General features: G+C 59.0%; 19 protein-coding genes, 1 rRNA gene and 3 pseudogenes. 19 read left to right on the top strand and 4 right to left on the bottom strand.

Annotated elements, in window-relative coordinates:
• The 9 genes and pseudogenes from P406_RS28020 to P406_RS17925 form a co-directional block, all read left to right on the top strand.
• Positions 1-204: pseudogene (locus tag P406_RS28020) on the top strand (transposase domain-containing protein); the annotation flags it as partial.
• 352 nt (positions 205-556) lie between these two features.
• The gene (locus P406_RS17960; RefSeq protein WP_003413715.1) at positions 557-985 is read left to right on the top strand and encodes a DUF2628 domain-containing protein; all 429 of its coding nucleotides are present in this window, start codon (positions 557-559) and stop codon (positions 983-985) included.
• A gap of 140 nt (positions 986-1,125) precedes the next feature.
• Positions 1,126-2,133, top strand: coding sequence for a 3-oxoacyl-[acyl-carrier-protein] synthase III C-terminal domain-containing protein (locus tag P406_RS17955; protein ID WP_046236913.1), 1,008 nt, complete (start codon positions 1,126-1,128; stop codon positions 2,131-2,133).
• Positions 2,130-3,146, top strand: a complete 1,017-nt coding sequence (locus P406_RS17950; RefSeq protein WP_046236912.1) for an NAD-dependent epimerase/dehydratase family protein — start codon at positions 2,130-2,132, stop codon at positions 3,144-3,146. Before P406_RS17955 ends, P406_RS17950 begins: the two co-directional genes overlap by 4 nt.
• The gene (locus P406_RS17945) at positions 3,139-3,945 is read left to right on the top strand and encodes an MBL fold metallo-hydrolase (RefSeq protein ID WP_046236911.1); all 807 of its coding nucleotides are present in this window, start codon (positions 3,139-3,141) and stop codon (positions 3,943-3,945) included. The genes P406_RS17950 and P406_RS17945 overlap by 8 nt, the downstream gene beginning before the upstream one ends.
• The gene (locus tag P406_RS17940; RefSeq protein WP_046236910.1) at positions 3,942-5,225 is read left to right on the top strand and encodes a F390 synthetase-related protein; all 1,284 of its coding nucleotides are present in this window, start codon (positions 3,942-3,944) and stop codon (positions 5,223-5,225) included. Before P406_RS17945 ends, P406_RS17940 begins: the two co-directional genes overlap by 4 nt.
• Positions 5,222-5,842 (top strand): phosphatase PAP2 family protein, encoded by a 621-nt coding sequence (locus tag P406_RS17935; protein ID WP_046236909.1) that lies wholly within the window; start codon positions 5,222-5,224, stop codon positions 5,840-5,842. The genes P406_RS17940 and P406_RS17935 overlap by 4 nt, the downstream gene beginning before the upstream one ends.
• Positions 5,839-6,972 carry a sterol desaturase family protein gene (locus P406_RS17930; RefSeq protein WP_046236908.1) on the top strand — a complete coding sequence of 378 codons (1,134 nt, stop codon included), beginning with the start codon at positions 5,839-5,841 and terminating at the stop codon, positions 6,970-6,972. Before P406_RS17935 ends, P406_RS17930 begins: the two co-directional genes overlap by 4 nt.
• Positions 6,965-8,059, top strand: a complete 1,095-nt coding sequence (locus P406_RS17925) for a fatty acid desaturase family protein (RefSeq protein WP_046236907.1) — start codon at positions 6,965-6,967, stop codon at positions 8,057-8,059. Before P406_RS17930 ends, P406_RS17925 begins: the two co-directional genes overlap by 8 nt.
• Positions 8,060-8,496: 437 nt before the next feature.
• On the opposite strand, the gene P406_RS17920 is transcribed toward P406_RS17925, so the two are convergent.
• Positions 8,497-10,971 carry a PEP-utilizing enzyme gene (locus P406_RS17920; RefSeq protein ID WP_046236906.1) on the bottom strand — a complete coding sequence of 825 codons (2,475 nt, stop codon included), beginning with the start codon at positions 10,969-10,971 and terminating at the stop codon, positions 8,497-8,499.
• Positions 10,964-11,446, bottom strand: coding sequence for a hypothetical protein (locus tag P406_RS17915; RefSeq protein WP_046236905.1), 483 nt, complete (start codon positions 11,444-11,446; stop codon positions 10,964-10,966). Before P406_RS17915 ends, P406_RS17920 begins: the two co-directional genes overlap by 8 nt.
• A 244-nt stretch (positions 11,447-11,690) precedes the next feature.
• On the opposite strand from P406_RS17915, the gene P406_RS17910 reads away from it, so the two are divergent.
• From P406_RS17910 to P406_RS30325, 3 genes and pseudogenes are all read left to right on the top strand, one after another.
• Positions 11,691-12,491 (top strand): mechanosensitive ion channel family protein, encoded by an 801-nt coding sequence (locus tag P406_RS17910; protein ID WP_046236904.1) that lies wholly within the window; start codon positions 11,691-11,693, stop codon positions 12,489-12,491.
• 120 nt (positions 12,492-12,611) lie between these two features.
• Positions 12,612-13,718 (top strand): annotated as a pseudogene (locus tag P406_RS30330) (FIST signal transduction protein); the annotation flags it as partial.
• 555 nt (positions 13,719-14,273) lie between these two features.
• Positions 14,274-14,630: pseudogene (locus P406_RS30325) on the top strand (methyl-accepting chemotaxis protein); the annotation flags it as partial.
• Between the two features lie 61 nt (positions 14,631-14,691).
• Here P406_RS30325 and P406_RS17900 read toward each other — a convergent pair.
• The gene (locus P406_RS17900) at positions 14,692-16,173 is read right to left on the bottom strand and encodes a YdgA family protein (RefSeq protein WP_046236902.1); all 1,482 of its coding nucleotides are present in this window, start codon (positions 16,171-16,173) and stop codon (positions 14,692-14,694) included.
• 275 nt (positions 16,174-16,448) lie between these two features.
• On the opposite strand from P406_RS17900, the gene P406_RS17895 reads away from it, so the two are divergent.
• From P406_RS17895 to P406_RS17865, 7 genes are all read left to right on the top strand, one after another.
• Positions 16,449-17,138, top strand: coding sequence for an HAD-IA family hydrolase (locus P406_RS17895; protein ID WP_003413731.1), 690 nt, complete (start codon positions 16,449-16,451; stop codon positions 17,136-17,138).
• A 20-nt stretch (positions 17,139-17,158) separates the two neighbouring features.
• The gene (locus P406_RS17890) at positions 17,159-18,166 is read left to right on the top strand and encodes an aldo/keto reductase (protein ID WP_046236901.1); all 1,008 of its coding nucleotides are present in this window, start codon (positions 17,159-17,161) and stop codon (positions 18,164-18,166) included.
• 318 nt (positions 18,167-18,484) lie between these two features.
• On the top strand, positions 18,485-19,222 hold the full coding sequence (locus P406_RS17885) for a GntR family transcriptional regulator (protein WP_003413733.1): 738 nt from the start codon (positions 18,485-18,487) through the stop codon (positions 19,220-19,222).
• 813 nt (positions 19,223-20,035) lie between these two features.
• On the top strand, positions 20,036-20,812 hold the full coding sequence (locus P406_RS17880; protein WP_046236900.1) for a DUF3050 domain-containing protein: 777 nt from the start codon (positions 20,036-20,038) through the stop codon (positions 20,810-20,812).
• Between the two features lie 42 nt (positions 20,813-20,854).
• The gene (locus P406_RS17875) at positions 20,855-21,802 is read left to right on the top strand and encodes a diiron oxygenase (RefSeq protein WP_046236899.1); all 948 of its coding nucleotides are present in this window, start codon (positions 20,855-20,857) and stop codon (positions 21,800-21,802) included.
• Positions 21,799-25,245 carry a non-ribosomal peptide synthetase gene (locus tag P406_RS17870; protein WP_046236898.1) on the top strand — a complete coding sequence of 1,149 codons (3,447 nt, stop codon included), beginning with the start codon at positions 21,799-21,801 and terminating at the stop codon, positions 25,243-25,245. The genes P406_RS17875 and P406_RS17870 overlap by 4 nt, the downstream gene beginning before the upstream one ends.
• A gap of 32 nt (positions 25,246-25,277) precedes the next feature.
• On the top strand, positions 25,278-25,757 hold the full coding sequence (locus tag P406_RS17865; protein ID WP_046236897.1) for an SRPBCC family protein: 480 nt from the start codon (positions 25,278-25,280) through the stop codon (positions 25,755-25,757).
• Between the two features lie 117 nt (positions 25,758-25,874).
• Here P406_RS17865 and rrf read toward each other — a convergent pair.
• Positions 25,875-25,990, bottom strand: a 5S ribosomal RNA gene (rrf, locus tag P406_RS17860).
• Positions 25,991-26,071 lie beyond the last annotated feature (81 nt).

Raw genomic sequence — 26,071 nt, 5'->3', positions numbered from 1 at the left:
AAGGCAATCCGACCGTACGCCATCGGGCGAAAAGCCTGGCGGTTCAGCGACACAACCAAAGGCGCCACTGCCAGCGGCCAGATCTACAGCCGGGTAGAGACCGCCTAACTCAACGCTCAGGAGCGTTATACGTGGCTGCGCCACGTACTTGAGCGTTTGCAGCATGCTGCATCGGTAAAAGATTACGAAGCCCGACTGCCTTAGAACTGCTCGCCAGGGATGCCTCGGTAAACCAGATACTCATTTTTGCCAAGCGGGGTTCGTGGCGCGGATACCTTGGCAAGACGCTTTAGGCGCGTCCAGCCACGGGGACGGACCAGCCACGACAACCGATAATCTGGCCGCAACCTGACCAGAAAAACGAGCGACTCCAGTCAATGGCTGCCTATCAGGCTGACGAGATGAAGAATTGTGGCGATTTAGCGCCCAGGTTACGCGGTTGCGTAGTACACCACCCGAAAACTCCATACACTCAGCACCCTGATCATAAAAACGCCAGAACACAGGATTTCCCGGAAGAAAGACGTCACCCCAATGGAACATCAGGAGCAGCACCATGAGCACAGCAGATCAGACGCGCAGCACTGGCACGTACAGCGCCAAGTGGCAGGAGCGCTTCAATTTCTTCGAGACGTATGGTGCGCCGAACGATCCGCGGTTCAAGGCTGGCCTCAAATCACTTCCTGGCTTCAGGAAGAAAATGCGGATCAATTTCAACGTCATCGCGTATTTCTTTGGCCCCATTTATTTCTTCGTGCTGGGCCTGTGGAAAAAAGGCATTGCGTTGATTGGCATAATGCTCGCGACCAACGCCTTGATCCTTCTGGTATGTACGCTTTTGGGAACCGAGGTTCCTTACGCGTTGGGGGGAGGTTTGAATGTGGCCTTCTCGCTGATGTATGCCTTGACCGTCAATTATTCGTACTACCTCAAAGAAGTAAAAAGCGAGCAAGGCTGGAATCCGTTCAAAGGCATGCGTCTTTAACCCGAAAAGATAACCGATGACACCGTCCTCTTACCAAGCATGAGGGTTCGCGGTGCATCGACCCATGCCGTGTTCAGCCAGCGTTATATTTGAATCAGTCATTCAGGTAATTGCCACATGGATGCGAAGCCAGGACTCCAATGACAGCGCCCTCCTCTCCCGCAGCTTTGCTGCCACTGAAAATTATTGCGACTGGCGTAGCGGTGCCCGCAAATCGAGTGGACTCGTCTGCGCTGGACACGTTATTGAACAAGCCTGCGGGTTATGTCGAAAAGCGCTCCGGCGTACATTGCCGTTTTCACGCAACACTCGATGCCAGCCAGGCCGAACTTGCCGCGCAAGCACTTCAGGATGCCCTGAGAAGAGAGCAGATCCCGGCGGGTTCGATCGATCTGCTGATCTCGGCCTCGGCAGTACCCATGCAGGCCTTACCCTGCACGGCAGCATTGATTCTCAAAGCGGCCCACCTGCCATCGGGTACGCCCGGCTTTGATATCAACAGCAGTTGCGTCGGCTTCATTACAGCGCTACAGGTCGCTGCCGGCTTGCTCAATGCCGGGATCTACAAGCGCATTGCTGTCGTGTCGGCAGATCTCGTTTCGCGCGGTATCGACTGGAATGACGAAGAAAGCTCGCTGATCCTCGGCGACGGAGCAGCCTGCGCCATTGTCGAACGCGGTGACGGCAGCAGCGGCATTCTGAGCAGCCTGTCCGAGACTTATCCACAGGGCAGCGACCTGTGCGAGATTCAAGCAGGCGGTACACGCCGCAATCCACGTGCCGGCATGACTGACAGCGACTTTCTGTTCCATATGAAGGGCAAGCAGCTGTTTCGTCAGGCTGCCGCGTTGATCGAGGGCTACCTCGCACGCCTGTTGGAAAGGAGCGGATTGACGCTTGCCGAGATCGCCACCGTGGTCCCCCATCAGGCCAGCCATCTTTCGCTTGAGCACATGCGGAAAAGGCTTGGAGTACGGCCTGAGGTACTGGTGGATATTTATCGCTATCACGGTAACCAGGTCTCGGCATCGATTCCGACGGCGCTGCATACTGCTTTTACCAACGGCCGTTTTACACCCGGCAAACCCGTGATGCTGATCGGTACCGCTGCCGGTTTGACATTGGCGGGCATGGTGCTGCTGCCATGAAGGTTCTGCTGACCGGCGCCACCAGTGGCCTCGGACGCAATGCGGCAGAGTGGCTATTGAACGCAGGCCATAGGGTACATGCCACCGGACGTGACCCGGCAGTGGGGAATCTGCTGCGAGAACAAGGAGCGGCGTTCACCGCCCTGGATCTGACCCGGGCTACAGCACAGCAATGCGAGCAATTGATGCTCGGCAGTGACATGGTCTGGCACTGCGCGGCAAAGTCTTCTCCCTGGGGTAGCGAGGCCGAGTTTCATGAGGCCAATGTAGTCGTCACAGAAAAGCTGGCCGAGGCAGCTGGCCGCTGCGGCGTTTCGCGCTTCGTGCACATATCCACGCCTGCGATCTATTTCGACTTTCAAGACCATGAGCGTATTGACGAGCAATACCGTGCCCGACGATTCGCCAATCACTACGCCAGCAGCAAGTACCAGGCAGAACAATCCATAAAGGCGCTGGTACCGCTTTATCCACAGACCACATTTATTATCCTGCGGCCCCGTGGCTTGTTCGGCCCGTATGACCGGGTGATTCTGCCCCGGATTCTGGGCCAGATAGAACGCGACCGCGGCGTGCTGCGTTTGCCCGGTGGTGGCCAGGCAGTGCTGGACCTGACGTTTGTACTGAACGTTGTGCACGCCATGGACCTGGCCAGCCATAACAATTCTTTGTCCTCAGGTGCCGCCTACAACGTCACCAATCATCAGCCCATGCGACTGGTGGATACCTTGCAGTTGTTACTGCACGAACAACTCGGCATTCGTTATCGTGTGCAGCGCGTGCCCTACCGATTGCTGCACTCGCTGGCGACGGCACTCGAACTTCTGGCCTGTATAACGCGCAAGGAGCCCGTGCTGACCCGATACAGTGTGGCGGCGGTGAACTTCGATATGACCCTGAGCCAGACGCGATCCATTGAAGAGCTGGGCTACCGGCCTCGGTACTCGATGGAAGAAGGCGTTCAGCTTACGGGAGAGTGGCTTAAGTCTCATGCGGTGAAGCCCCATGGCTAGCATTACCACCTTTGAAGTGGGTTACTGCACGCATATCGGTTGTATGGCGTTGCAAGGCGCGGGCCTGAGGGTCTGCAAATTTCCGTCCAGAGCGTATCTGCTGGAGGTTGGCGATCGCCGCTGGTTATGGGATACCGGCTACGCCAACCATTTTAAGGAGCATACCCGGTCGGGGGTGTTCCGCATCTACAGCCAGGTTACCCCGGTATACCTGGATGCGGGTGAAACGCTGCTGGATCAGCTGCGTAATGCGGGTTACGCGGCCAACGATATTCAGGCGCTGATCATTTCCCACTTTCATGCCGATCACATCGCCGGCCTTCGGGACTTCAGTCATCTCGACTTTATCTGCTCGGGCGAAGGCTGGCAGAAAACCCGCTCATTACGTGGCATCGCCGCGCTCAAGCGCGCCTTCGTACCGGGACTGATTCCGGAAGGTTTCGAGGCAGCGTTGCAGTTCGTCGAGGGCTTTGAGCTGGTAAGCCTGACCGAGCAACTGGCGCCGTTTACACATGGCTACGAACTACCGGGCAGTGACGGGCAGATTGTTCTGGTGCCGCTACCAGGTCATGCCGCTGGACACCTGGGTGCATTTATTCTCACCGACGATGGCTGGACACTGCTGGCCAGTGATTCCGCATGGTCGCCGCTGAGCTATCAAGAATTGCGCGGGCCTTCTGTGCTTGCCAACGTGCTGATGGACGACAGCAAGGCCTACTACCAGACGCTGAACCGTCTGAACCTGTTGTGGGCAGCAGGCCATGTGGATATCCGATTGTGCCACGAGGGGGATTTATGATTCCGGTGATGACGCTCTGGCACTATTGGCGAGCGCGTCGCCTGCGCTTTTCCAGTCGCCAGGCACTGGAGCATTTTCAGAACAGGCAACTGAAACGCTTTGCCCATAGGGTGCTGGCCAAAAGTCCCTATTTTCGGGCTTACAGCGCTCTGCCATTCAACGAATGGCCGCTGATGGACAAAGCGCTGATGATGACGCAGTTCGACCAGATGAACACGGCAGGTCTGCAACGTGATCAGTTGCTGGCCTGCGCAAGGCGCGGCGAAGCCGAACGCGACTTCACGCCACGCATCGGCCGCTTTAGCGTCGGGCTGTCTTCGGGCACGTCAGGGCAGCGCGGCGTTTTCGTCGTGAGCCCGCAGGAACAGCAGATCTGGGCGGGCGGGATGCTTGCCAAGATGCTGCCAGACGGTATTTTCGCGGGTGAGCGAGTCGCGCTGTTTTTACGTGCGGACAATAACCTGTACCACGGCGTCGACAATCGCTGGCTGAGCCTGGCCTTTTATGACCTGTTCGCGCCGTTCACTGAGCAGTTGCCTCGCTTACAAGCACAGGCGCCGACCATTATCGTTGCGCCAGCACAGGTGCTGCGCGCCCTGGCCCTGGCCGTTCTGGGCGGGCAGATCCAACTCGAAGTAAAGAAAGTGATCTCCGTCGCCGAAGTCCTGGATGCGCAGGATCGCCAGTTGCTGAACACGGTGTTCCGCGAGGTCGGCGAGGTCTATCAGGCAACTGAAGGTTTTCTGGCGGCCACGTGCTCTCATGGCACACTGCATTTGAACGAAGAGTTCGTGCATATCGAGCCCCAGTGGCTTGATGAGCAGCGCTTCACGCCGTTGATCACCGACTTCACTCGCAGCACCCAACCTATCGTACGCTACCGACTGGATGATGTACTGGTCAGGCAATCCGAGCCCTGCCCGTGCGGTCAGCACTCGATGGCAATTTCCCGAATAGAAGGTCGCCGCGACGATCAGCTTTCGCTGCCCGACCAGCACGGTGAGATGCAGATTATCTTTGCCGACCTGTGCAGTCGGGCAATTGCCAATGCACTGCCACTGACCAGTGACTACCGCTTGATTCAGCTTTCGAAAACCCGGCTGCAGCTGATTGCAGACTGTACGCAAACCGAACTGGAGCACAGCCGTAGACAACTTGTCGCCCTGTTCACACAACAGGGTATTGCCACTGACAAACTTGAATGGCAACTGACGGTGCAGAACGTGATGCCGAACTTCGATCGAAAACGATGCCGTATTGTCCGGCAGGCAGAAGCATGAACAACCCCATGATGTTTCGGTTGTGGCACATGCTGCTTGGCTGGGGTTCGGTCGGTCTGATCTATACGCTGACCGACCATTTGCAGAGCACCGGCCAGGTCATGACACCCTCGCCGCTCGACCGAATGATCGCATTCACGCCGCACGCAATCTGGCTGTACCTGTCGTTCTTCGCGGTTGTTCCACTGGGCTATCTGATGACCCCGCTTGATCGGGTGCGCTGGCTGTCTCGCGCCATGCGTTTTACCGCACTGGGTGCCGGAACGGTCTATCTGCTGTGGCCGACAACGATGGTTTACCCGGTCGATGAGGGCACAACGTTAAGCTCTACACTGCTGGCAGCACTGACCTATGTGGACTCGACCCAGAATTGCCTGCCATCCCTGCACATGGCCCTGATGGTGCTGGCGGTCTGGGGGATCAGTGCAGCAAGGCGTAGCGCGCGTACTGCAGTGTTTGTCTTATGGGTGGCCGCCATTGCCTATTCGATCCTGCAATTGCGCCGTCATCTGTTCATCGACGTGGTCAGTGGCGCCGTGCTCGCACTGGTGGCGGGTATGCTGGTCGATGCGCTCGGCCGAAGCAGGCCAGTCGCACTCAAAGGGAATATGCAATGAGCGATCTGGCCATTCCGATCATCATCATGCTGCTGGCCGTAACAGGCGAGGCCGTCATTCTGCAGTGGATGCAGCGCAAGCCGGTTGACTGGCATGACGTGGTGTTCAATCTGAATTCCGGCCACCTCATGCTGTGGCTGTTCCGTGGACTGGAAGTCATCTGTTACGGACTTGTCGCCACGTACTTGAGCCTTGGCCTGCTGGATACATGGCCGCCACTATGGGTCTGGGCGTTCGCATTGCTGGCCTGGGATTTCTGTTTCTACTGGTTGCACCGCCTGCATCACCACGTTGGCGTGCTCTGGGCCGTGCATGTGGTGCATCATCAGGGCGAGCACTTCAACCTGTCCCTGGGCGTGCGTAATTCGTGGTATTCGTCACTCACCTCGATTCCGTTCTTCATTCCGCTGGCCGTGCTGGGGGTGCCCCTGCATGTGTTTGTCGCAGTGTCGATCCTGCATTACTCGATGCAGTTCTTTAACCATAATGCGCTGACACCCAGGCTGGGTGTGCTGGAAAAGATTTTCGTTACTCCGACCCATCATCGCGTGCATCACTTCAAAGACCGGGCCTACTCAGACAAGAACTTCGGCGGTACTTTCATTTTCTGGGACAAGCTGTTCGGCACATTTTCCAGGCTGCCCGATGTGCCTTACATATTTGGAATCGGAGGGCCTCGCTCTTCCGCGAACCCGTTCTGGGCCAGCAACGTACCTTTTCTGCATTACCTGCGACTGTCGATAAAATCGAAAGAGCCTACCCGCTCGCGCGTTTCTGGTTTGAGCATTTTCAGTGGCGCGTTGCTGCTCTTCGCGCTGGTGGTGGGCTATATCTATCAATACGGCTATGGCTACAGCGACATCACCTGGCCGCAGGTCGTCCTGTTCGTTTTTCTCGTGGCGGGCTCGGTGGCGCTGGGAGGAATGACCGAAGCGAGGACCTGGAGTGTTCCTGTCTGGCTGATAGTCAGCCTGGGGCCGGCGTCGCTGTTTCTGGGTTATTACGGCTGGTCGCAGGTTTACTGGCAATTGCCGATGGTCGCCCTCGCCCTGCACGGCGCATGGGTGGCCGTGTCTTCTCGCGGCTACAACCTTTCAGCCGCAAATCCGGTGGAAAAACATCATGGCTGAGTCACTTGCCCCCCTGTCATTTCCTGCCGATGGCGAACAGGCATTTCATCACGCCCTCAAGCAGGCGGCCCACGCCTACCTGGCAGACGACCATCGCTACGCAAGCATTCGGCAAAAGGTGACGGCATTGCTCCTCATCGTGCTGTGCGGCGGTTTTTATGCCTCGAGCCTTATGCAACACAATGCGTGGGCATTCGTGGGCTGCTACTTCCTGTTTGTCCTGACAGGCATGCTACTCAACGTGATGGTGTTTCACGACGCCACCCACAATGCTTTTTTCCGGGCGACCTGGGCAAACCGGTTGGTGGGCAGGTTGATGACCTTGCCGCTCGGGATTGATCCGGATTACTGGCGAGTCAGGCATGTGCAGTTTCATCATGCCTATGCCAACGTTGAACATTACGATCTGGACACCGAGGAAAATGGCGTCCTGCGACAGACGCCCTTCCAGGGCTGGCGCAAGCACATGCGTTATCAACATCTTTACTGGCCCATGGTCGCGGCGTTGTCGCTGCCCTACATCTCATGGATATTCGACTGGTCGGACCGCCTTGGGAAGACGCCGCTCAAAGCCAAAAGCATTCTTCCAGGAAACAAAGGCTGGGCGGTATTTCTGGCCAGCAAGGCATGCCATCTGCTGCTGGTACTGATAGTGCCGCTGGTGATATTCGAGGGCAGCTGGACGACGGTGCTGATCGCGTACTTTTTGAGCCAGATGCTCGCCTCTCTCTGGGTGGTATTTCTGCTGCTCGGTACGCACTGGGCAGAAGCGGAGTTCTATCAGCCATCAGACAGCCCGTTGATGCCACACGGCTGGTATCGACATAACTTCGCGACAACCTGCGACTGGCAAACCTCTCCACGCTGGCTGCACCATGCCGTGGGCGGGCTGAACTTTCATCTGACTCATCACCTGTTCCCTGGCTGGAGTCATCGACACTACCCGGCGCTGGCAAACATCATCGCCGACCTGGCACCCCGCCACGGTCTGCACTATCGCTGCATCGACTACCGTGAGTTGCTCAGACAGCAGCGAAAGTTCTTGCGCAGTATGGGGCGGGACGCGCAGGTGACGAACATCACCTGACAAACCCAGAGCCAGAAGCGTTGTGACTTCTGGCATGACCGCGCTGATATTGTTTGTCTGCTTTTCCCATCGCTGGCCTTTTATCGCTCAACAGCCGGCACGGTCGCGAATTGCGTGTGCATTGGGGGCGAGCGCAAGGAGATCCGTCGGGAGATGCATCGCCGTAAAGACCTCGAGAAACATCGTCAGAGCCTGCGCAAGCGGAAGGCACCGCGCACATGATCCGAGATCGACGAGGACTTTATCGCGCCCAACAAAAAACCCGCCGAAGCGGGTTTTTCCAAGACCATCCCGACTTCCTGTCGGCTGCCTCCGAGGCGATGGTCGATCATCCTTGATCCTGGTGAACTCCTGTTCACCACTTGATGGATCCAATAATACGGAGGAAGGACCAGTTCGGAAATGGCCAAATCCCTCCACCGCGTGTAAGCGTTTGGCTATACCTTGTCGCCGCGGACCTGATCGCATGCCTGCCCTTCCACCAGCCTCAACTCCCCATCCACATACAGCACTTCGCGCCCCACCCACGCCAGATCAACCTGCGGCAGCACGGCCGAGGGTTTGCGCAGTTCACGCAGCAATGTCGAGCCATGCGAGAGACGTCCGCCCATGCGCGCGATCACCGCGCGGGCGTTCTGGTAGTGCGCGTGGCGTCCGGGGTCGAGGGTGTCTTCCAGCAGGATGTCGTCACCCAGAATGCCCTGGACCTGGCCAGGATAAATCATGAAGCCGGTGGCCTGCTCGGTGCCTTCGCGGCCGTCCTGCCAGAAGCTGCCGGCACGGCTGCGAATGTCCGGATGGGGCGCAAACCAGTGTTCCCGGTCGGCGCCGGGCATGGCGTGATGCAGGCGGAAGAACAGGCGCATCAGGTTGTCGCGATACCACTCGCGCACTTGCAGGTAGTAGCCGCGCATGCCCGGCAGGCCTGCGCGGTGGGCGATGCGTATGAAACCCGGCCAGGTCGGGAAGGCTTGTAAAGGCAGGCCAGTGGCTGCCGGGCGCGGGGTCGCGGGGTCGGTTTCCCAGGGCAGCCGGTGCGGGCAGTGCTCCAGGTCGTCGTAAGCGGTCGGCGGACGTCCCAGCAGGTCTCCGCCGCTGCTGGCCAGCGAGGTGGCGATGCACAGGTTGCCTTGCACGACGAATACGTAGAAACGGGTGAACCAGTCAGCCAGTTGCTGACCGTCAGCACCTTGGTCCGTGAGGGCATGCAGCTCTCGGTCGAAGCGGTGCAGTTGCTTTTCAAGGGTCAACAAGTGACCACGCGCGATGCGCTGCATCCGCAGAAACACCGGTAATGAGCGCAGCAGACGCAGCGGTCGCCAAGGCAGATGCGGGGTCGCGCCGCCGACCTCATCGGCGTAGCTGCTGGAGGCGATGCCCCAGTCAGCCAGACGTGCGAGAAACAGGTCGTTGTTGATGTAGGAAGCTGCGCCAAACAGTGCGGTGAATGGCTCGTTGTCCTGCAACACGCGCGAATCCCAACGCGCCATGATCGCCGGGATGCTGCCTGCGGCACGCCGCTGTGCGTACTCGACCAGCCTGCTGGGCTGTGGCGGCAGGATCTCCGCAATATTGGCGGCGGTCAGGTGGCGGCGCCAGCCGTAGTCACTGATCGGGCGGTACTGCAGCAGCCACAGCTGGCGGCCATCCCAAGCCCACTCGACGTCGCCCGGCACGTAGTGGAATACGCGCAGAACGCCCTGCAGGAAGTCCCAGAGCACCTCCTCAGTCAAACCGTGGGATGGCTTGAAGTCGCCGCTGCTCCAGGCCGCGCCGAGGCGGGAAATGATTGCTCGCTCAGGGCTTGCCTGACCGTCGGCCAGCGACTCCAGATGCCCTTCCACCCACTCCAGCTCGACCGACAGGTGACGCACGAAAGCGATGCCGGAAAGCACCGGCGTGATGAAGCGCTGTACCACCACCTCTTCGACGCCAGCGCTGTGTAGCTCTGCGACACGCGCGGGAACGTTGTGGCTGGGCTCGCGAAGAAAAGTGGTACTCAGACCAGCATTGGCCGCATCGGCCTGATCCTCACCGAAGCTGGACGAGCGCACGGCCCAGATAGCGTCAGGCTGACGGGCCAGAAACGCGGGCAAGGCCGAGTCATCGCCCTGTTCCAGAGACAGTGCCTCGGGCACCGGTTGCCCGGCGATGGCCGCCAGACGCAGACGGCCGCCTTTGGTGTGCGCAACGAACCCACGCTCGCCCGACTCCAGCCACTGCGCAAACTCGGCCGGCGCGTCGATCCACGGGTAGTGACCCCATCCCGGTTTCAGGCTGATGGTCAGGTCGGCACGCGCCAGAATGGCCGACCACGCTGCTGCCTGCTCGATACCCAAGACCTTGTCCTGATCGCCCCAGACCAGCTCTATCGGATCCTGCACCCACTCCAGCAGCGGCAGCGCGGTGTCGGCACGCAACAGGTCCCAATACGGCACGAAAGCACGGCAGCGAGCGTAACCGGAACCCATGCGCTGGTAGTGCGCGGCAGGCCAGCGCTGCCTGGAAAACTTGTGCGCAAACAGCGTGGGCCTGTTGGCCAGCAGCCAGTGAATGGTCTTGCGAATGGGCAGCGGCGACATCAACGCAGGCAAACGCCGCTGCCACAGAAAAGCCCCCACCGGGGCCAGCAGCACGCTTCTGCAGAAGTGTCCGGGCTGGCGCTGCAAGGCATGCATGACCAGCAAGGCATTGACACCCACAGCGACGATGGCACTGCCCTTCACGGTCGCCGCCAACAGCGCATCGGCATAGGCGGCGAGGTCTTCGCAGGGTGGCTGAGGATTGTTGCCGAAGCCTGGCAGCTCCAGCGGCACGACCTGATGCTGCTGAAAATGCGGCAGCGCGTCGTCCCACCATTCGGCACTGCTGCCGTTGCCCGCCAGCAGATACAGCAGCGGCAAGTCAGACATGACGAGGCTCCTTCGACGCGTGAACAGCCGAAGTGCGGCGATCATGGCGATACAGCCAGATCAGCGGCGGCAACAAGGCCAGCAGCGCTGCCAGATCGAGCCAGACGTGCGACCAGACGCCCCCACGCACGGAAATCAGCATGTCCTGAGGCGCCCAAAGCAGCAGGCCCGCAATCAGCCAGCCCCAGGACATGGCACTTTTCAGGCGATTGCCCAGGTGCACCAGCGCCAGCATGTACATTGAATAGGTTTGCAGCGTTGCGCCGAACAGCGCCATCCACCAGACCTGTTGCGCGCGAGCAGCAGCGGGAACCGCCTCGGTCCAGAACGCCTGCTCGAGGCTAGTCAGATAGCCATCGAGCAAGCCGGAAAAGCCTGCCCAGGTGAATACCAGACTGCCCAGCACATGCGCAACTGCGACGGCATACAGCCAGATCACCAGCGTACGGCGCAGGGTGTCAGAAGAGAGCGGCATACCAGGTCCTTGAGTCGTCCTTGTGAGGTGGCGAGTTTAGCGATAACTCATCAGGCTTAATACCGCCGCCCTTGCCTGCGGCTCGATTCACTGTGGATGCTGGGCGCTGCTGCGCGTGACACCGTAAAGGCCCTTTGCCTCCAGTCAAAACTACCAGTAGCCATCACCCCGCTTTGCCCTTCAATGTACGGCTCCGCTCGTCAGGCCATCTGCCGGGCGAGCCCAGCAGTCGGGAGTAGCGGTGATGGATGCGCTGAATGTCATCAATATCGACACTGACGGAATCAACTCGCTGTTCAACACTGTTATGCAGTACGGAGCGACTGTTGTTTTGAGGTTGGTGATCGCCGCGCTGCTGTGGATTGTCGGTCGCTGGCTGATCGGTGTGCTGGTCAGGATGGCGCAGCGCTCGCTGACGCGGCAGCGGTTTGATCCGACGGTCCTGCGCTATGTCGGCTCGTTCATCACGGTGACGCTGAATATCATTCTGGTGATCGCCATTCTGAGCTATTGCGGCATCGAGACCACCAGCTTTGCGGCGCTGCTGGCGGCCGTGGCGCTGGCGATCGGCATGGCCTGGTCGGGTTTGCTGGCCAATCTGGCCGCGGGTGGTTTCATCATCGTGCTGCGGCCCTTCAAGGTCGGCGATCTGATTTCGGCGGCGGGCGTCACCGGGACTGTGGTCGAAATCGGCTTGTTCGTTACGTCGATCAACACTCCGGAAAACGTGCTGAATCTGGTGGGCAACAACAAGATCTTCTCTGACACGATCGTCAATTTTTCCAGCAATGCCTTTCGCAGCGTCGAACTGACCGCGATATTGCCCGGCACTGCCGACGAGCAGAAGATCATCCCGCGCCTCAAGGATCAGATAGCCCGCCTGCCTAATGTACTGAGCAGCCCTGCAGTGGATGTGCACCTGTCCGCTGCGACAGCCGACTCCGTCACCCTGTCGGTAAGGCCCTATTGCCACAATGATCACTATGATTCAGTGCATCGCCAGACCCTTGCCCTCATCAGGGCGTTGATGCTGCACCTGTCCTGAGCGGCACGCATAGGCAAAATTCATCGCCCTTCAAGCTCACCCGAACCTGTTGGCAGCCGATCAATAAGGATCGGTCCATATTCCGCGTGGCCTCTGCTCTTTATCCTTACGGGTTTAACCATGAGCCTTTTATCTCGTTTTCGGGCCGGCACATCGCGGACTGAAGGCGTCATCAGTGTCATTACGTCCGCCCGCGAATTGAACGCCAAGCTGTCTGCGCTGAGCTTCGATCCGGTCTATCTGACCGGTTTCGTTTCGCCGCACGTCGACTTCGATCAGGTGGCCAAGTCTGTCGCTGCGCGCTTTCCCAACGCGAAGATCAGCCTGTGCACAACGTCAGGCGAACTGTGCTCGGGCAATGATTCGCTGTACTGCGCGGCGGAAAACCAGTGGGACCGGATTGTCCTCGCGCTGTTCGACTCAAGCGTCATCAAGAGTGCGGAGGTGGTGCACATTCCGCTGCACAGCGAAGACATTCGCGGCGCGGGCAAGCGACTGTCTATGCGTGAGCGCATTGCGCGCCTGACCGATTCGATCAAGCGCACGCAGATCAACACCCCCATCGACCACCGCGATACGCTGGCCTACGTCACGTTCGACGGGCTGTCGGCGTCGGAGTCGTTCTTCATGGAAGCGCTGTATGAGTCGGGGCGCTTTCCGTGCCTGTTCGTCGGCGGTTCTGCGGGTGGCAAAGGCGACTTCAAGAAGACCTTGATTCACGACGGCAAACGCAGCTACGAAAATCATGCCCAGGTGGTGTTTCTCAAGAGCGCGAAAAACGTGCGCTTCGGTGTCTTCAAGAGCCAGAACTTCGAGCCGACGCCATTGAGCCTGAGCGTGCTGACGGCCTCCCTGGAGGAGCGTTACATCAGCCAGGTGGTCAACGCCAGAGGCGAGATCACCACGATGGTTGCGGCGCTGTGTGACGCGCTAAAATGCGAGCGGCATGAGCTGGAAGGCAAGCTGGCGCAGTACTCGTTCGCCATCCGGGTAGGCGAAGAGCTGTTCGTGCGTTCGATTGCGCGCATTGATTATGAAAGCGAGCGGGTTCACCTGTTCTGCGACGTGGCGCCCGGCGAAGAGCTGGTGATGGTCAAACGAACATCCATGATCGATACCACGCGCAAGGACTTCGCGCGCTTTCTGCAGGGCAAGTCCGGAAAGCCGCTGCTCGGCCTGTTGAGCGACTGCATCCTGCGGCGCCTGAACAACGGCAGTGAACTGGGCCGGATGAACGATGTGTTCGGTGCGACGCCGGTGGTGGGCTTCTCGACCTTTGGCGAGATTCTGGGGTTAAACCTCAACCAGACGCTCACCGCCGTGTTCTTCTTCAAGGTGCCCGAAGGCCAGCCGTTCCGCGACGACTACATCGATAACTTCATCGCCTATTACGGCGAGTTCAAGGCGTTCTTTCTGCGTCGGCAGATCAAGAAGCTGGCCGGTCTGAGCCATGTGGTGGTCAAGCAGATCGATCAGTTCAAGCAGCGCAACTTCGTGCAAACCATTGACCCGAGCGGTCTGGACGAGCAGATCCGTCCGGTGTTCGGTGGCCTTAGCGACCTGGGCGATGTGCTGGTCAAGGCCCACCATGATCAGGAAGAAATCGCCGCTCAGTTGCGCCACTACTCTGGCGAGCTGCATGTGTCGATGGACGAGCTGTCGCAGACCATCACCCAGCAGGAAACGGTTATCGACAAAGCGGGCAACACCGTCAAAAGCCTGGTCAGTCAGGCGGACGAGGTGGTGCTGGGCTCGCGGGAGCTGGCCAAGTCCAGCTTGCGTATTCAGTCGGTGGTGCAGACGATCCAGCAGATCGCCGGGCAGACCAACCTGCTGGCGCTGAACGCTGCCATCGAGGCGGCACGGGCGGGTGAAATGGGACGTGGCTTTGCCGTGGTGGCCGATGAAGTGCGCCAGCTTGCGCAGAAGACGTCGCAGAACGCCAACGACATCGGCACCGATATCGAGCGCCTGGCCGAGGAAATTCGTAAGGTGGCGCAGCACATCGAGGAGCAGTCCCTTGAAGTCGGAACGCTGACGGGGCTGTTGTCGGAGCTGGAAGGCTCCAGTGACATGACGGCGGGCACCTCGCAGCGTACCCGGCAACTGGCGGACACCCTGCGGGGCCTGACTCAGTAGCAGCGCCTGCTGTCAGGACGGCAAATGGCCCGTCCTGACAGCAGACCGTGTTACAGGCGGCTTACTGGTTACCCAGCACGCCGACCTTGCCCATGACGTTGCTCATGAACTGCTGCACGGTCATTTTCTGGCCATTGAAGTCGACCATCTGGTTGGCGTAATGCAGGTCGGAGACGATGTTGTCGCCGTCGACCTTGGCCAGTTGCATCATCTCGGCCATGGCACTGGCCATGTCGCCAGCGGCCTTGGCCTGATCGGCGATGACCTTGAGGTCGGTCTGGCCTTCACGCATGGCTTGCTGGGTCGCGAGATCGCGAATCATCGGTTTGGACAGGACGACCCTGGCGTTGACTTCGCCCAGGCTCTTCATGAGCAGCGCATCGGAAGGCTGATCGAGCGTGCCTGGATCGGCGAGGTCCACGGCGATACGCATGTGGCTTTCACCGTTGCTGGTCTTGAGCGAGAGCTTTTCCAGCTCGATGTGCGGTTTGGCTGCCAGCAGCGTTTTCATCTGGGTGTTCATCAGCTCCTGATCAGCCGGGCTCAGCTCCAGGCGGAACGGACGCTTCTCCTGCGCGGCCTCTTGCTGCTGAGGCAGGATTTTATCCTGATACAACTGATACAGCGCCTGAGTCGCCAGCACATCGAAATTGGCGATCTTGAAGCCCATGTGCGCAGAACCGACGTCCTTGCCCGCGTAGGCAATCATGCCGGCATCGTAGTTGATCTGCGCTGCCAGGTTACCGGCATCTTCCTGCGCCAGGTTGGTGTTGGTGAAATCGCGGATCTGTACCTGTGGCTTGCCCACCACCTGGAAACCCGCGTTCTGGATTTTCATGTTGGTGTGGCCCAGATAGAAACCGGACTTGCCTTTGGTGCCGCCCGTGTCGAAGGTCATGCCTTTGATTTCGATGCTGACCGGACCGTCAGGCGACGCGACATTGAGTTGCAGATTGTCCATGTTGCCCGCAAGGCTGAATTTTTCCGCGTCGGCCGACGACTCGGCATTCAGGTTGAGGCCTGAAAAACGGAACGTGCCGTCGACGTCGGTCATCTCCAGCGGGGCCATCTGCAGCGTGCCTTTGGTGGCGCGGTCATAGCCGATGCTGGCCTGGCCTGTGAGCGGTGGAACGTCCTTGCTCATGGCGAACCATTTCTCGGCGCTGGGGCTTTTTTCCATCTGGAAATTGCTCAGGGCCATGACCGGCAGCAGGTTCAGGGTCTTCAGATGCGACAGCGGAATGGGGCCGTGCTCGATATGGTCGACGAACAGAAACTGGCCGCCCTGGGTGCTATCGGACAGGTTCTGGATGTCGACGCGGTAGTGCGCCGTGCTGCTGAAGAAGTGCTTATCGAGCGAGAGCATTTCCAGTTTGACGCTGGTGTCCGTGCCTTTGAACGACTTCGCCAGTTCCTGATTGGCCTTGCTGATCGAGTCGTTCAGCGCGCCTTCCAGTTGATTGCCGGTGTACCAGGCACCGGCCGTAGCCAGTGCGCCCGCTACGACGATGACGCCAATCGCTATACCTGCTGATTTATTCATAGTGACGTGAAGATATCCGTTCTGATGATGGGAAAGTCGTACCGGGACCGGCAGCGCCGATTGAAAGCCGCGAGAGACTATCATCGGCAGATCCCGACAGCCCAGCCTTCATGGCCATTTCTGTGGGCGCGTCGCCCTTCTGTAAGCGCGTTGGACATGGCCTTGTGCCTTTTGTTGCGCACGCCAATCCCGCGGAAAGGTTTTGAAACAGACCCTAGCCACAGCCTTCCCGGAAACGTTAGGCTGAAACGAATTTGCGAACAGGACGTGATGACATGAGCGAGCAGCAAACACAACGAGGCCCGATCAAGGCCGTCATTTTCGACATGGATGGCCTGTTGCTGGACACCGAGGGGGTGTACACCGAAGTCACCCACTTGATTGCCAGTCGCCACGGTCGCACCTTCGACTGGTCCGTCAAGCAGCACACCATTGGCCGCGGTGCCCGGGACTTCTCGGACTACGTGATCAAGGCGCTGGAGCTGCCAATGTCGATCGACGAGTTTCTCGAAGTCAGGGAGCCCATGCTTGAAGAGCGTTTCCCGCGCGCCGCAGCCATGCCCGGTGCCGAAGCGCTGGTCCGTCATCTGGCTGCGCATAATATTCCGATCGCTGTGGGCACCAGTTCGTCGGTGCATTACTTCGAGGCCAAGACCACTCTGCACCGCGCATGGTTCGAGCTGTTCGACACCGTCGTCACCGCCGACGACCCGGAAGTCGGCGCCGCCAAGCCGGCCCCGGACATCTTTCTGGTCGCCGCCCGCCGCCTTGGCGTCTCGCCTGCCGATTGCCTGGTCTTCGAAGACTCGCCGTTCGGTGTGACCGCCGCCAAGGCTGCCGGGATGTACGCCGTCGCCGTGCCGGACTCGCACATGCCGGTCGAGCAGTACGAGCATGCGGACCTGCTGCTGGGCTCGCTGGCCGATTTCCCGCTCAAGGCGTGGGGGTTGCCTGAGCTCGTCTGAATGACAAGGAGATGCTGAGCATGAATTATCGAACCCTTGGCCAGTCCGGCCTGAAGGTTTCCACACTGACACTCGGCTCGATGATGTTCGGTGAGCAGACCGGCGCCGAAGAGTCGCTGCGTATCATCGACAAGGCCAGGGATCAGGGCATCAATTTCATCGACACGGCGGATGTCTACAACGCCGGGCGCTCGGAGGAAATCGTCGGCCGAGCCATCGCGGCGCAGCGCAGCGCCTGGGTGCTGGCCACCAAGGTCGCCATCGGCCCGACCGACGGCGTGCCCAACCGGGCCGGCCTGAATCGCAAGCACATGTTCAATGCCATCGAGAACAGCCTGCGGCGGCTGGATACCGACTATGTGGATATCTATTACCTGCACAAGGAAGATCACGACACGCCGCTGGAAGTGACGGTGTCGGCGATTGGCGATCTGATCCGGCAAGGCAAGATCCGCTATTGGGGCGTGTCGAACTTCCGCGGCTGGCGAATTGCCGAAATCGTCAACGTCGCGCAACGCCTGGGCGTCGACAAGCCGGTCATCAGCCAGCCGCTGTACAACATCGTCAACCGCCAGGCTGAGGTCGAGCAGATCACCGCTGCCGCACACCATGGCCTGGGCGTCGTGCCCTACAGCCCGCTTGCACGCGGTGTGCTCAGCGGTAAGTACGCTCCGGACATCGCTCCCGACAGCGAGAGCCGCGCCGGACGTCAGGACAAGCGGCTGCTGGAAACCGAATGGCGCATGGAGTCGTTGCGCATCGCGCAGCGAATTCAGGCGTATGTGCAGGACAAAGGCGTCGGCATTGTCGAGTTCGCCATTGCCTGGGTGCTCAACAACCAGGCCGTGACCTCAGCCATCGTCGGACCAAGGACCGAGCAGCAGTGGGACGGTTATACCAAGGCACTCACGGTGGAGATTACCGCTGAAGACGAAGCGTTCATCGATTCGCTGGTGACACCCGGCCATGCGTCGACGCCAGGCTTCAATGACGTTCAGCACTTCGTTTCCGGCCGCCTGACGCGCTGAGACGATCACGCCTGCGGCCTTATGCCGCGAGCGCATCACTGTTGCGCTCTGGAACGGTCGTTTCAGAGCGCGCTGTCATAAAAACAACACGTGAAACTCCTGTTACCTATGAATGCGAACTCGGTACGTGGGGTCGATGAGCGCTAAGATAGACGCCTATTTTGTCGAGCTCGCCGGGCTGCAGCGCGGTCCGGCGCTCGCCGTTAAACATAATGATGTTTGTATTTTCGCGACGGACTGGCAAGTCTTGGCTAGTCTGTCGGCAACAAAGCGATTAATTGGACGTTGTCCAGCCAGGGTTGATGAAGAAGTAGGTCAATGCGCAAATCAGATAGAGAAGCCTTTCTGGGCTCCGTACTGGGCAATGAGCAGCCTCCGGCGCACCTTGCCAGAACCGTGATTGAAGAAAAGCTGCGAAACGCCATTATCGACGGCAGCCTGCCAAGCGGCACGGCATTGCGCCAGCAGGAACTGGCGACGCTGTTTGGCGTCAGCCGCATGCCTGTGCGCGAAGCACTGCGCCAGCTCGAGGCGCAGTCGCTGCTGCGTGTCGAAACGCACAAGGGCGCGGTGGTCGCACCGTTGATCACCGAAGACGCGGTGGATGCCTATTCCTTGCGCATCCTCCTGGAATCCGAAGCGTTGCGCCTGTCTATCCCATTGCTGGACGCTGATGATCTGGCGGCGGCGAAGGGCTATATCGAGCAGCTTGAGGTCGAGACGGATTTCGGCCAGATCGGCAGACTCAACCGGATGTTCCACCTTTCGCTGTATGCCAAAACCCACAACAAGCGTCTCATGCGTCTGGTTGAAGAAGGCCTGAACGAAGAAGAACGCTTCCTGCGTTTCAATCTTTCCGACATGGGCCTGGGCAAGCTTTCTCAGGATGACCATTGGCAGCTGTTGCGCCTCGCCGAGCAGAAAGCGATCGAGCCCTGTGTCGAAGCACTGCAGCATCACCTCAACCGTGGTGTTCAGGCCGTCACTCAATACCTGAACAGCAAAAAGGCCACTACGGCCAAGTCGACCCGTGCAGTAAAGAAAAACCCCGCCTGAATCATCAAGGCGGTCTATCCAGCAGGCGATGACACAACGTCTGCGGATTGGCCGCTTGCACCTCCCGCCCTCCTCTTCACACCTCCTCGACGCATTGCCAGGCTCAACCTCGGCATGGCGTTTTTATCGCTATTTTCCTGATCTGCCGGATGGCACAACGCCGGAATGAGGCAAACTCGGCCGTGGCGCTGAGGAAACCAACCGGAGGATGTTCCCTGGCTACGGCTGAACGGCTCGCACAGGACTGGAGCGGTTCTCTGTTCATCTGAACTCAATGGATAAGGAGTTGTTGAACGGGGCAAACAGACATTGGAAGTCATTTCCAACTTCGCCCATTAAAAAATCCAGAACCCTGATTATTCAGCACATCGGCAACGCTGGGCGAGGCATTCGCTCATTATTAATAATTCTGACTTAATCAGTCGGGAGGGTTGCCTGCACGCCTATAAAACGTATTCACGCCGTTTTATATGGCAACTTACATGCTAAAAAAACAACCTATTAAATATTATTAAAAAATGATTGCAGCCCTTGATAAGTTTGTTTTAAGTTTTCTTCGTCGTCAGTGATGTCGGCGGCTCACCGGGCGGGACCTCTTGCTATAAAAGGGCTGGCGCTCGGAAAGCCAACGCGGCAGGGTGTCTCGAATTGAAATAACCAATGCGTGTTTGCGGCGAACAGGCCCCTCACGCTAAGGCCCGTGTTCGCCTCGCACCCGGCATTTCATTGCGTTTTATCGCGGCACTGGCGACACGTTTATATCGTAGAAAACTGCAGTGCTACTTACCGCCCTCTTTCAATAGGACCGTCATTATGCCTTGTGAAAAAACGCTGCTCGCACACAAGAAAGTTGAACTTGGCCGTCATCCGATCTTTGCAGAAATCACCACATTGGATGTACTCCGGCGCTTTATGGAGACCCACGTATTCGCTGTCTGGGATTTCATGTCGCTGACCAAGCGCCTGCAACAGGAGCTGACCTGCACCCAGTTGCCGTGGCTGCCGCCGACAGATGCTTCCGCTGCCCGCCTGATCAACGAGATCGTTCTGGGTGAGGAATCCGATGACCGACTGGGCGCGGGTCATTACAGCCACTTCGAGCTGTACCTGGATGCGATGCGCGAGATTGGCGCGAGCACGGTACAGATCGAGCGCTTCATCGAACTGCAGAGACAGGGCATGCGTTACACAACCGCACTGCAACACGTCGACGCGGGGCAAGCGGCGACGGCATTCGTGACACACACCCTCGACATCGCCCTGCATGCGCCGGCACACAGCGTTGCTGCGGCCTTTCTGCATGGACGCGAGAGCGTCATCCCACAGATGTTCCAGACCATCCTCGATGACTGGGGCATCACCGCCCACCAGGCACCCACCTTCCGCTACTACCTGGAGCGCCACATCGAAGTGGACGCCGAGGACCACGGTCCGGCAGCAGAGCAGTTGCTGGCTCGTCTGGTTGCCGGCGACGCGCAGCGCGAACGAGAGGTTTATCAGACCGCCATCGCCGCTGTGGAAAGCAGGATCCAGCTGTGGGACACGCTGCGCCTGAGCATGCGAACGCCGCTCGTGCAGGCCAGCGCGTAAGACCCGCCCGCAACACCCTGAAGCCTTTACAAGGAAGCCATCATGAAAGCAGAAGACTACATGTCGTTCATCGATGCGTGGGAAGGTCGCGCCACCATTCGTACTCGCCCACGCAGGATGGTCGAGAACGATGACAAACTGATCTACCCCCTCAGCCGCCAGCCGCTGGTGCTCAGCGACACGTTCACACGCGAGTGTGCGCATTTGCGCGATTACGCGCTGGTGCAGAGCCTCTACAAGTTCATCAATGATGTGGTGATCTTCGAGACCGAAATCGTCGACAGGACCGCGCGCAGCATCGCCAAGAACCACTTCACGATTCGCTTCCCGTTTGCCTGTCGCTATGACGCGATGACGGTGGTGGTCGATGAGGACTATCACGCACTGGTGGCGATGGACTTCATGCAACAGACCATCGCCCTGACGGGCATAGAACCTATCCCGTTGCCGAACGAGATTGAACTCAGCCGGGCCATTCCCGCCGCACTGGCTCTGGCCCCCGAGCATCTGCGCAGCGCAGTGGAGCTGATCTGTGTCGCCATCGCGGAGAACACCGTGACCAATGACGTGGCGGCGTTCGCCAAGGACGAATCGGTCAAGCAATCGGTCAAGGGTCTGATGGCCGACCACTTGCTGGACGAGGGGCGTCACTCGGGCTTCTGGGCGCGGCTGGTACGCATCTACTGGCACACCGCTCCCCAACAGGACCGGGAATCCATCGCCCGCATCATGCCGGTGTTCATCGCTCAATACCTGACCAACGATATTCAGAATGGCTTCGACTTCACCCTGATCGACCACCTGCAGGTGCCGGACACCATCAAGCACGCGCTCAGGGAGGAGACCAGGGCTGTGAGTTTTCCAGTCAACCGCCATCACCCACTGGTGGCCAACATCGTGCGCTTCTTCAAGAACAGCTCGATGCTGGACGATCCTTGTGTGCAGCGGGCGCTGGCGGACTATCTGCCTGCGCAGGGGACGCTGCAATGAAGCGCCTGGAGATTGTGCTCATCGGTCACAGCCTGACCTTGAGTGAACTGAATACCGAGCTGCTGGACCACGGGCATGGCGTGCGGCATCTGTCTGATCAGCAGGCGCTGGACGCGTTGACGGTGCCTGATGGCGGCGTGCTGATCGAAGACGGCAGCCTGGGCCTGACAAAAGAACAACTGAGTGCGTTCGGCCACTGCACGCATCTGAGTCTGCGGGTCGGTATCAGCGGGGAATTGGAGTACGGGTTACCCCGGCTGGAGCTGCTGTGCTTGCATGGCGCTGCCCAGGCTCGACGCTTGATCGTTCGTGAGTCGCTGCCGGTCGAGGAATCAGGCAACGGGCGCGTACTGCGTGATGCGGCTGTCGCTGCCATGGTGGATCTGTCGGCATTGCAGATCAGCCGCTTATCCAGAGAAGACGACTATTTCAACGGTCTGACAAGCGCCACACCCGCCCAGAGCGATCGACAGCATGGCTTGCAGGCGATTGATCAATTGCTGTTCGAGCATCGCCTGAATCAGACAGATCAACCGCACCTGCTGAAACTGGCCGAAACACCCATCACCGAGCGGCTGGAGCAGGCGTTGCTGAAGTTTGCCGAGCGCCCGGCACTCTCCGTTCGCAATCAGACGCTCAGCTATCGGCAACTGCACGCGCACAGCCTCGCTATCCAGCGCTTGCTGCGGCCGTTGCTGGCGCACGCGAAAGCCGACGCACCTCCGGTGATTGGTATTTGCCTGCGCAAGTCAGCCGAGCTGTATGCCGGCATCCTGGCGATTCTGGGTTGCGGTGCGGTGTACCTGCCGCTTGATCCCGGCCAGCCGGTGCAGCGTCAGCAGTACATTCTGGAAAACTCGGGGGCGATGCTGTTGCTGCACGATGGCACGCACCCGCTGGCGGCTGCGGAGTTTCCGGCGCTGGATATCGCGGCGGTGCCTTTAGAGGGTGGCGCTTCATGCGTTGCACGCGTTGCTGCCGGTCAGGATGCGCCCTGCATGGCGCTGTACACGTCGGGCACCACCGGGCAGCCGAAAGGCGTATTGCTCAGCCAGCACAATCTCAGCCACTTCACCGCCTGGTACGCCAAGCATGTGAGCCTGAACGAACACAGCCGGGTGCTGCAATTCTCTACGCTGAGTTTCGACTCGTCGATCATCGACATTTTCCCCACCTGGCTCAGTGGTGCCGAACTGCTGGTCCCCGATGAAGACCAGCGACGTGATCCGTTGCAGTTGGTCCGCGTGCTGCAACAAGGCATCACCCATGCATTCCTGCCGCCGGCGCTGTTGAGCATCCTGCCGCTGGATCAGCCGCTGGGGCTTGAGCATGTCATGACCGGAGGCGACGTCTGTGAGCCGCATGTGATTGCGCAACTCACCGGCCAATGTCATTTCCACAACCTGTACGGCCCCACCGAAGCCACCGTGTTGGTTACCGCCTGCGAGTTCGCTTCGTCCAGCAGCAACCGCCATCTGGGCCGACCGATCGCCAACAGTCAGGCGTGGATTCTGGACGAGCAATTGCAGCCCGTGGCCGATCAGACTCAAGGGGAGCTGTACATCGTCGGACCCGGTGTGTGCCTGGGCTATGTAAACAATCCGGAGCTTACCGCCGAGCGTTATGTGTGGCTGACGAAGCCGGATGGTCAACTGATGCGTGCCTACCGTACCGGCGATATGGCCAAGTGGACCGCTGACGGCATTGTCCTCAGCGGACGCCGTGATAATCAGGTGAAGATTCGCGGTTTTCGGGTCGAGCCGGAAGAGATAGAGCATTGCCTGCGCGACAGTGGACTGTATCGACAGGTCGCCGTGGTGATCGACAGGCAGCGGCGAATTCTGGCGTTTCTCGCTCAACCGTATCTTGAGCATGACGAACAGGCGTTAAAGGCGCATGTACAACGCCTGTTGCCTGATTACATGCATCCGGCTGTCTACACGATGTTGCCCGGCATGCCGTTCGCCAGCAACGGCAAGGTCGATCGCAAAGCGCTTCTGGAAATACCGCTGAGCTTTATCGGGCAGCACGCTCGTCGCCAGCCCGAGACGGAGCAGGAGCGGGCGCTGCTGGAGCTATGGGGCGAGCTGTTGGAGCTGCCGCCAGACGACATCTCGACTGATGAAAGCTTTTTCAATCTCGGAGGCCACTCGATCCTGCTGTCACGCCTGTTGCTGGGCGTTCGTGAACGCTTTGGGCGCAGCATTCCCATCAATCGTTTTATCGAAGCACCGACCGTGCTGACACTCGCCAGCCTGGTCGACAGCGACGGCACTTCTGCCGGAGTCCTCAGTGCTCAGGCCCTGCGGGATGCCAACCCGGACTTTCAACTGACTACATTGCCCGTCAGCAGGATGGGGGATGTTCATAAAGTGATTGTCACGGGTGCCAACGGTTTTCTGGGTGTGCATATCGTCGAAGCGCTGCTCGACTGGGGGGCGACCGAGATCGCCTGTCTGGTGCGCGAGGCTTCTGGACAAAGCGCGCAACAGCGCTTCGAACATGCCCTGCGGGAAAACCGCCTGGATCACCTGGACCTGAGTCGCGTGAAGGTCTACCCCGCTGACCTGACCAAGCCCCGGTTGGGGCTCAGTGAAGCGGTGTATGAACGACTGGATCTCGAGTTTGGTGCGTTGGTGCACAACGCTGCCAATGTGAACCATGTTCAGGACTACGAAACCCTGGTCAAAGACAATGTGGCCCCGGTTTTTGAATGCCTGAAGCTGTGTGAGGGGCGCAGTAAGAAGGTCTTCAATTTCGTTTCGACGCTGTCGGCCTGCAGTGCCATCGATGCCGCCGGCAATGTGCTTGAACAACCCGCTGCCGCGACCCCGCCGATCTATATCAAGAACGGCTACAACCTCTCCAAGTGGGTGGCTGAGCGCATCCTGCAATGTGCCAGCGACCAAGGTGTGTGGGTGAATATCTATCGCCCCGGCAACATCGCCTTCAACAGCGTTACCGGCGTGTGTCAGCCACAGAAAAATCGCTTGATGCTGATGCTCAAGGGCTCGCTGCAATTGGGTCAGGTTCCGGCATTCGCCATCAACTTCGACCTGATGCCGGTGGACTTTCTGGCGCGCTTCATCGGCTTCCATGCCAGCCGTTACCAACCAGAACACGCGGTGTTCAATCTGCATAACCCCGAGCCCTTGAGCTGGAGCGACTACGTGCACGCCTTCCGCGAGGCAGGGTGTCAGTTCGAGCTGGTCAGCGTCGAGCAATGGCAGGCGCAACTCCGGCGCGTCGACAGCCAGAACGCGCTGTTTGGCGTGCTGGGGTTCTACCTCGACGGGTTTGAAGAAGACATCGGCGATATCTCGATGATCGAGCACCGCAACACCCTGAACGGCATTCGTCGCATGGGCGAGCAATACCCGCAGAAAACTCCGGCGTTATTGCGCAGGGGCTGCGATTACCTGAACGAAATCGACTTCATCTGAGCCATTACCCACTGAGATAAATGGAGAACGACATGAACAGACTTCACAGCAATCTGAAACCCGACACCCTTATCAAGAACCCGGTGGCGTGCCGAGTGGTGTCCGCCGTGGACGTCTCCGGTGACGCGGCCAGCGTGTGGGCTGTTGTCGGCAACTTCGGCGGCTTCCAGGCATTCATACCGGCGCTGGAGAGCATCGAGGTCACTGGCGAAGGTCCGGGCTCGGTTCGCAACAAGCTGTTCAAGGATGGCAATGTGGCCATCGAACAGCTGAACTCCAGGGACGATCAGGCGCTTTATATAACCTGGTCACTGATCCACACCAGCTTGCCGGTCAGCAATCTGTGGGCGGCAATGACCGTTGAAGCCAGTGGTGATGGCGATACCTGCATCGCCAGTTGGACGATTGTTGCCGACCCTGTTGAGGGAGGGCCTGAGGGGGATGCATTCGAGGCGTTTCTTCAGGGGTTTGCAGATGGCGCAATGAGTAACGTGCGCAGCCTGTTTGGCTGACTGACGCTGCACCACCGCAGCCCGCTCGGAGCGAATGCCTGAGCGGGCTTTTTTATTTGATGACCCATAACGACAAAACCCCTCACCGCGTAAGCGATGAGGGGTTTCGGAATTCAATCTTGACGATGACCTACTCTCACATGGGGAAACCCCACACTACCATCGGCGATACATCGTTTCACTGCTGAGTTCGGGATGGGATCAGGTGGTTCCAATGCTCTATGGTCGTCAAGAAATTCTGTTGCTGATCCGTTAGCAGGTAACGTTCCAGCGAATTTTGGTGACTTCTACTTAAACAAAAACCCTCAACGCAT

The organism is Pseudomonas syringae pv. coryli str. NCPPB 4273, from assembly GCF_000972175.1.
In the GTDB taxonomy this organism is placed as follows: Bacteria; Pseudomonadota; Gammaproteobacteria; order Pseudomonadales; family Pseudomonadaceae; genus Aquipseudomonas; species Aquipseudomonas syringae.
This window is presented reverse-complemented; position numbering and strand designations above follow the sequence as displayed.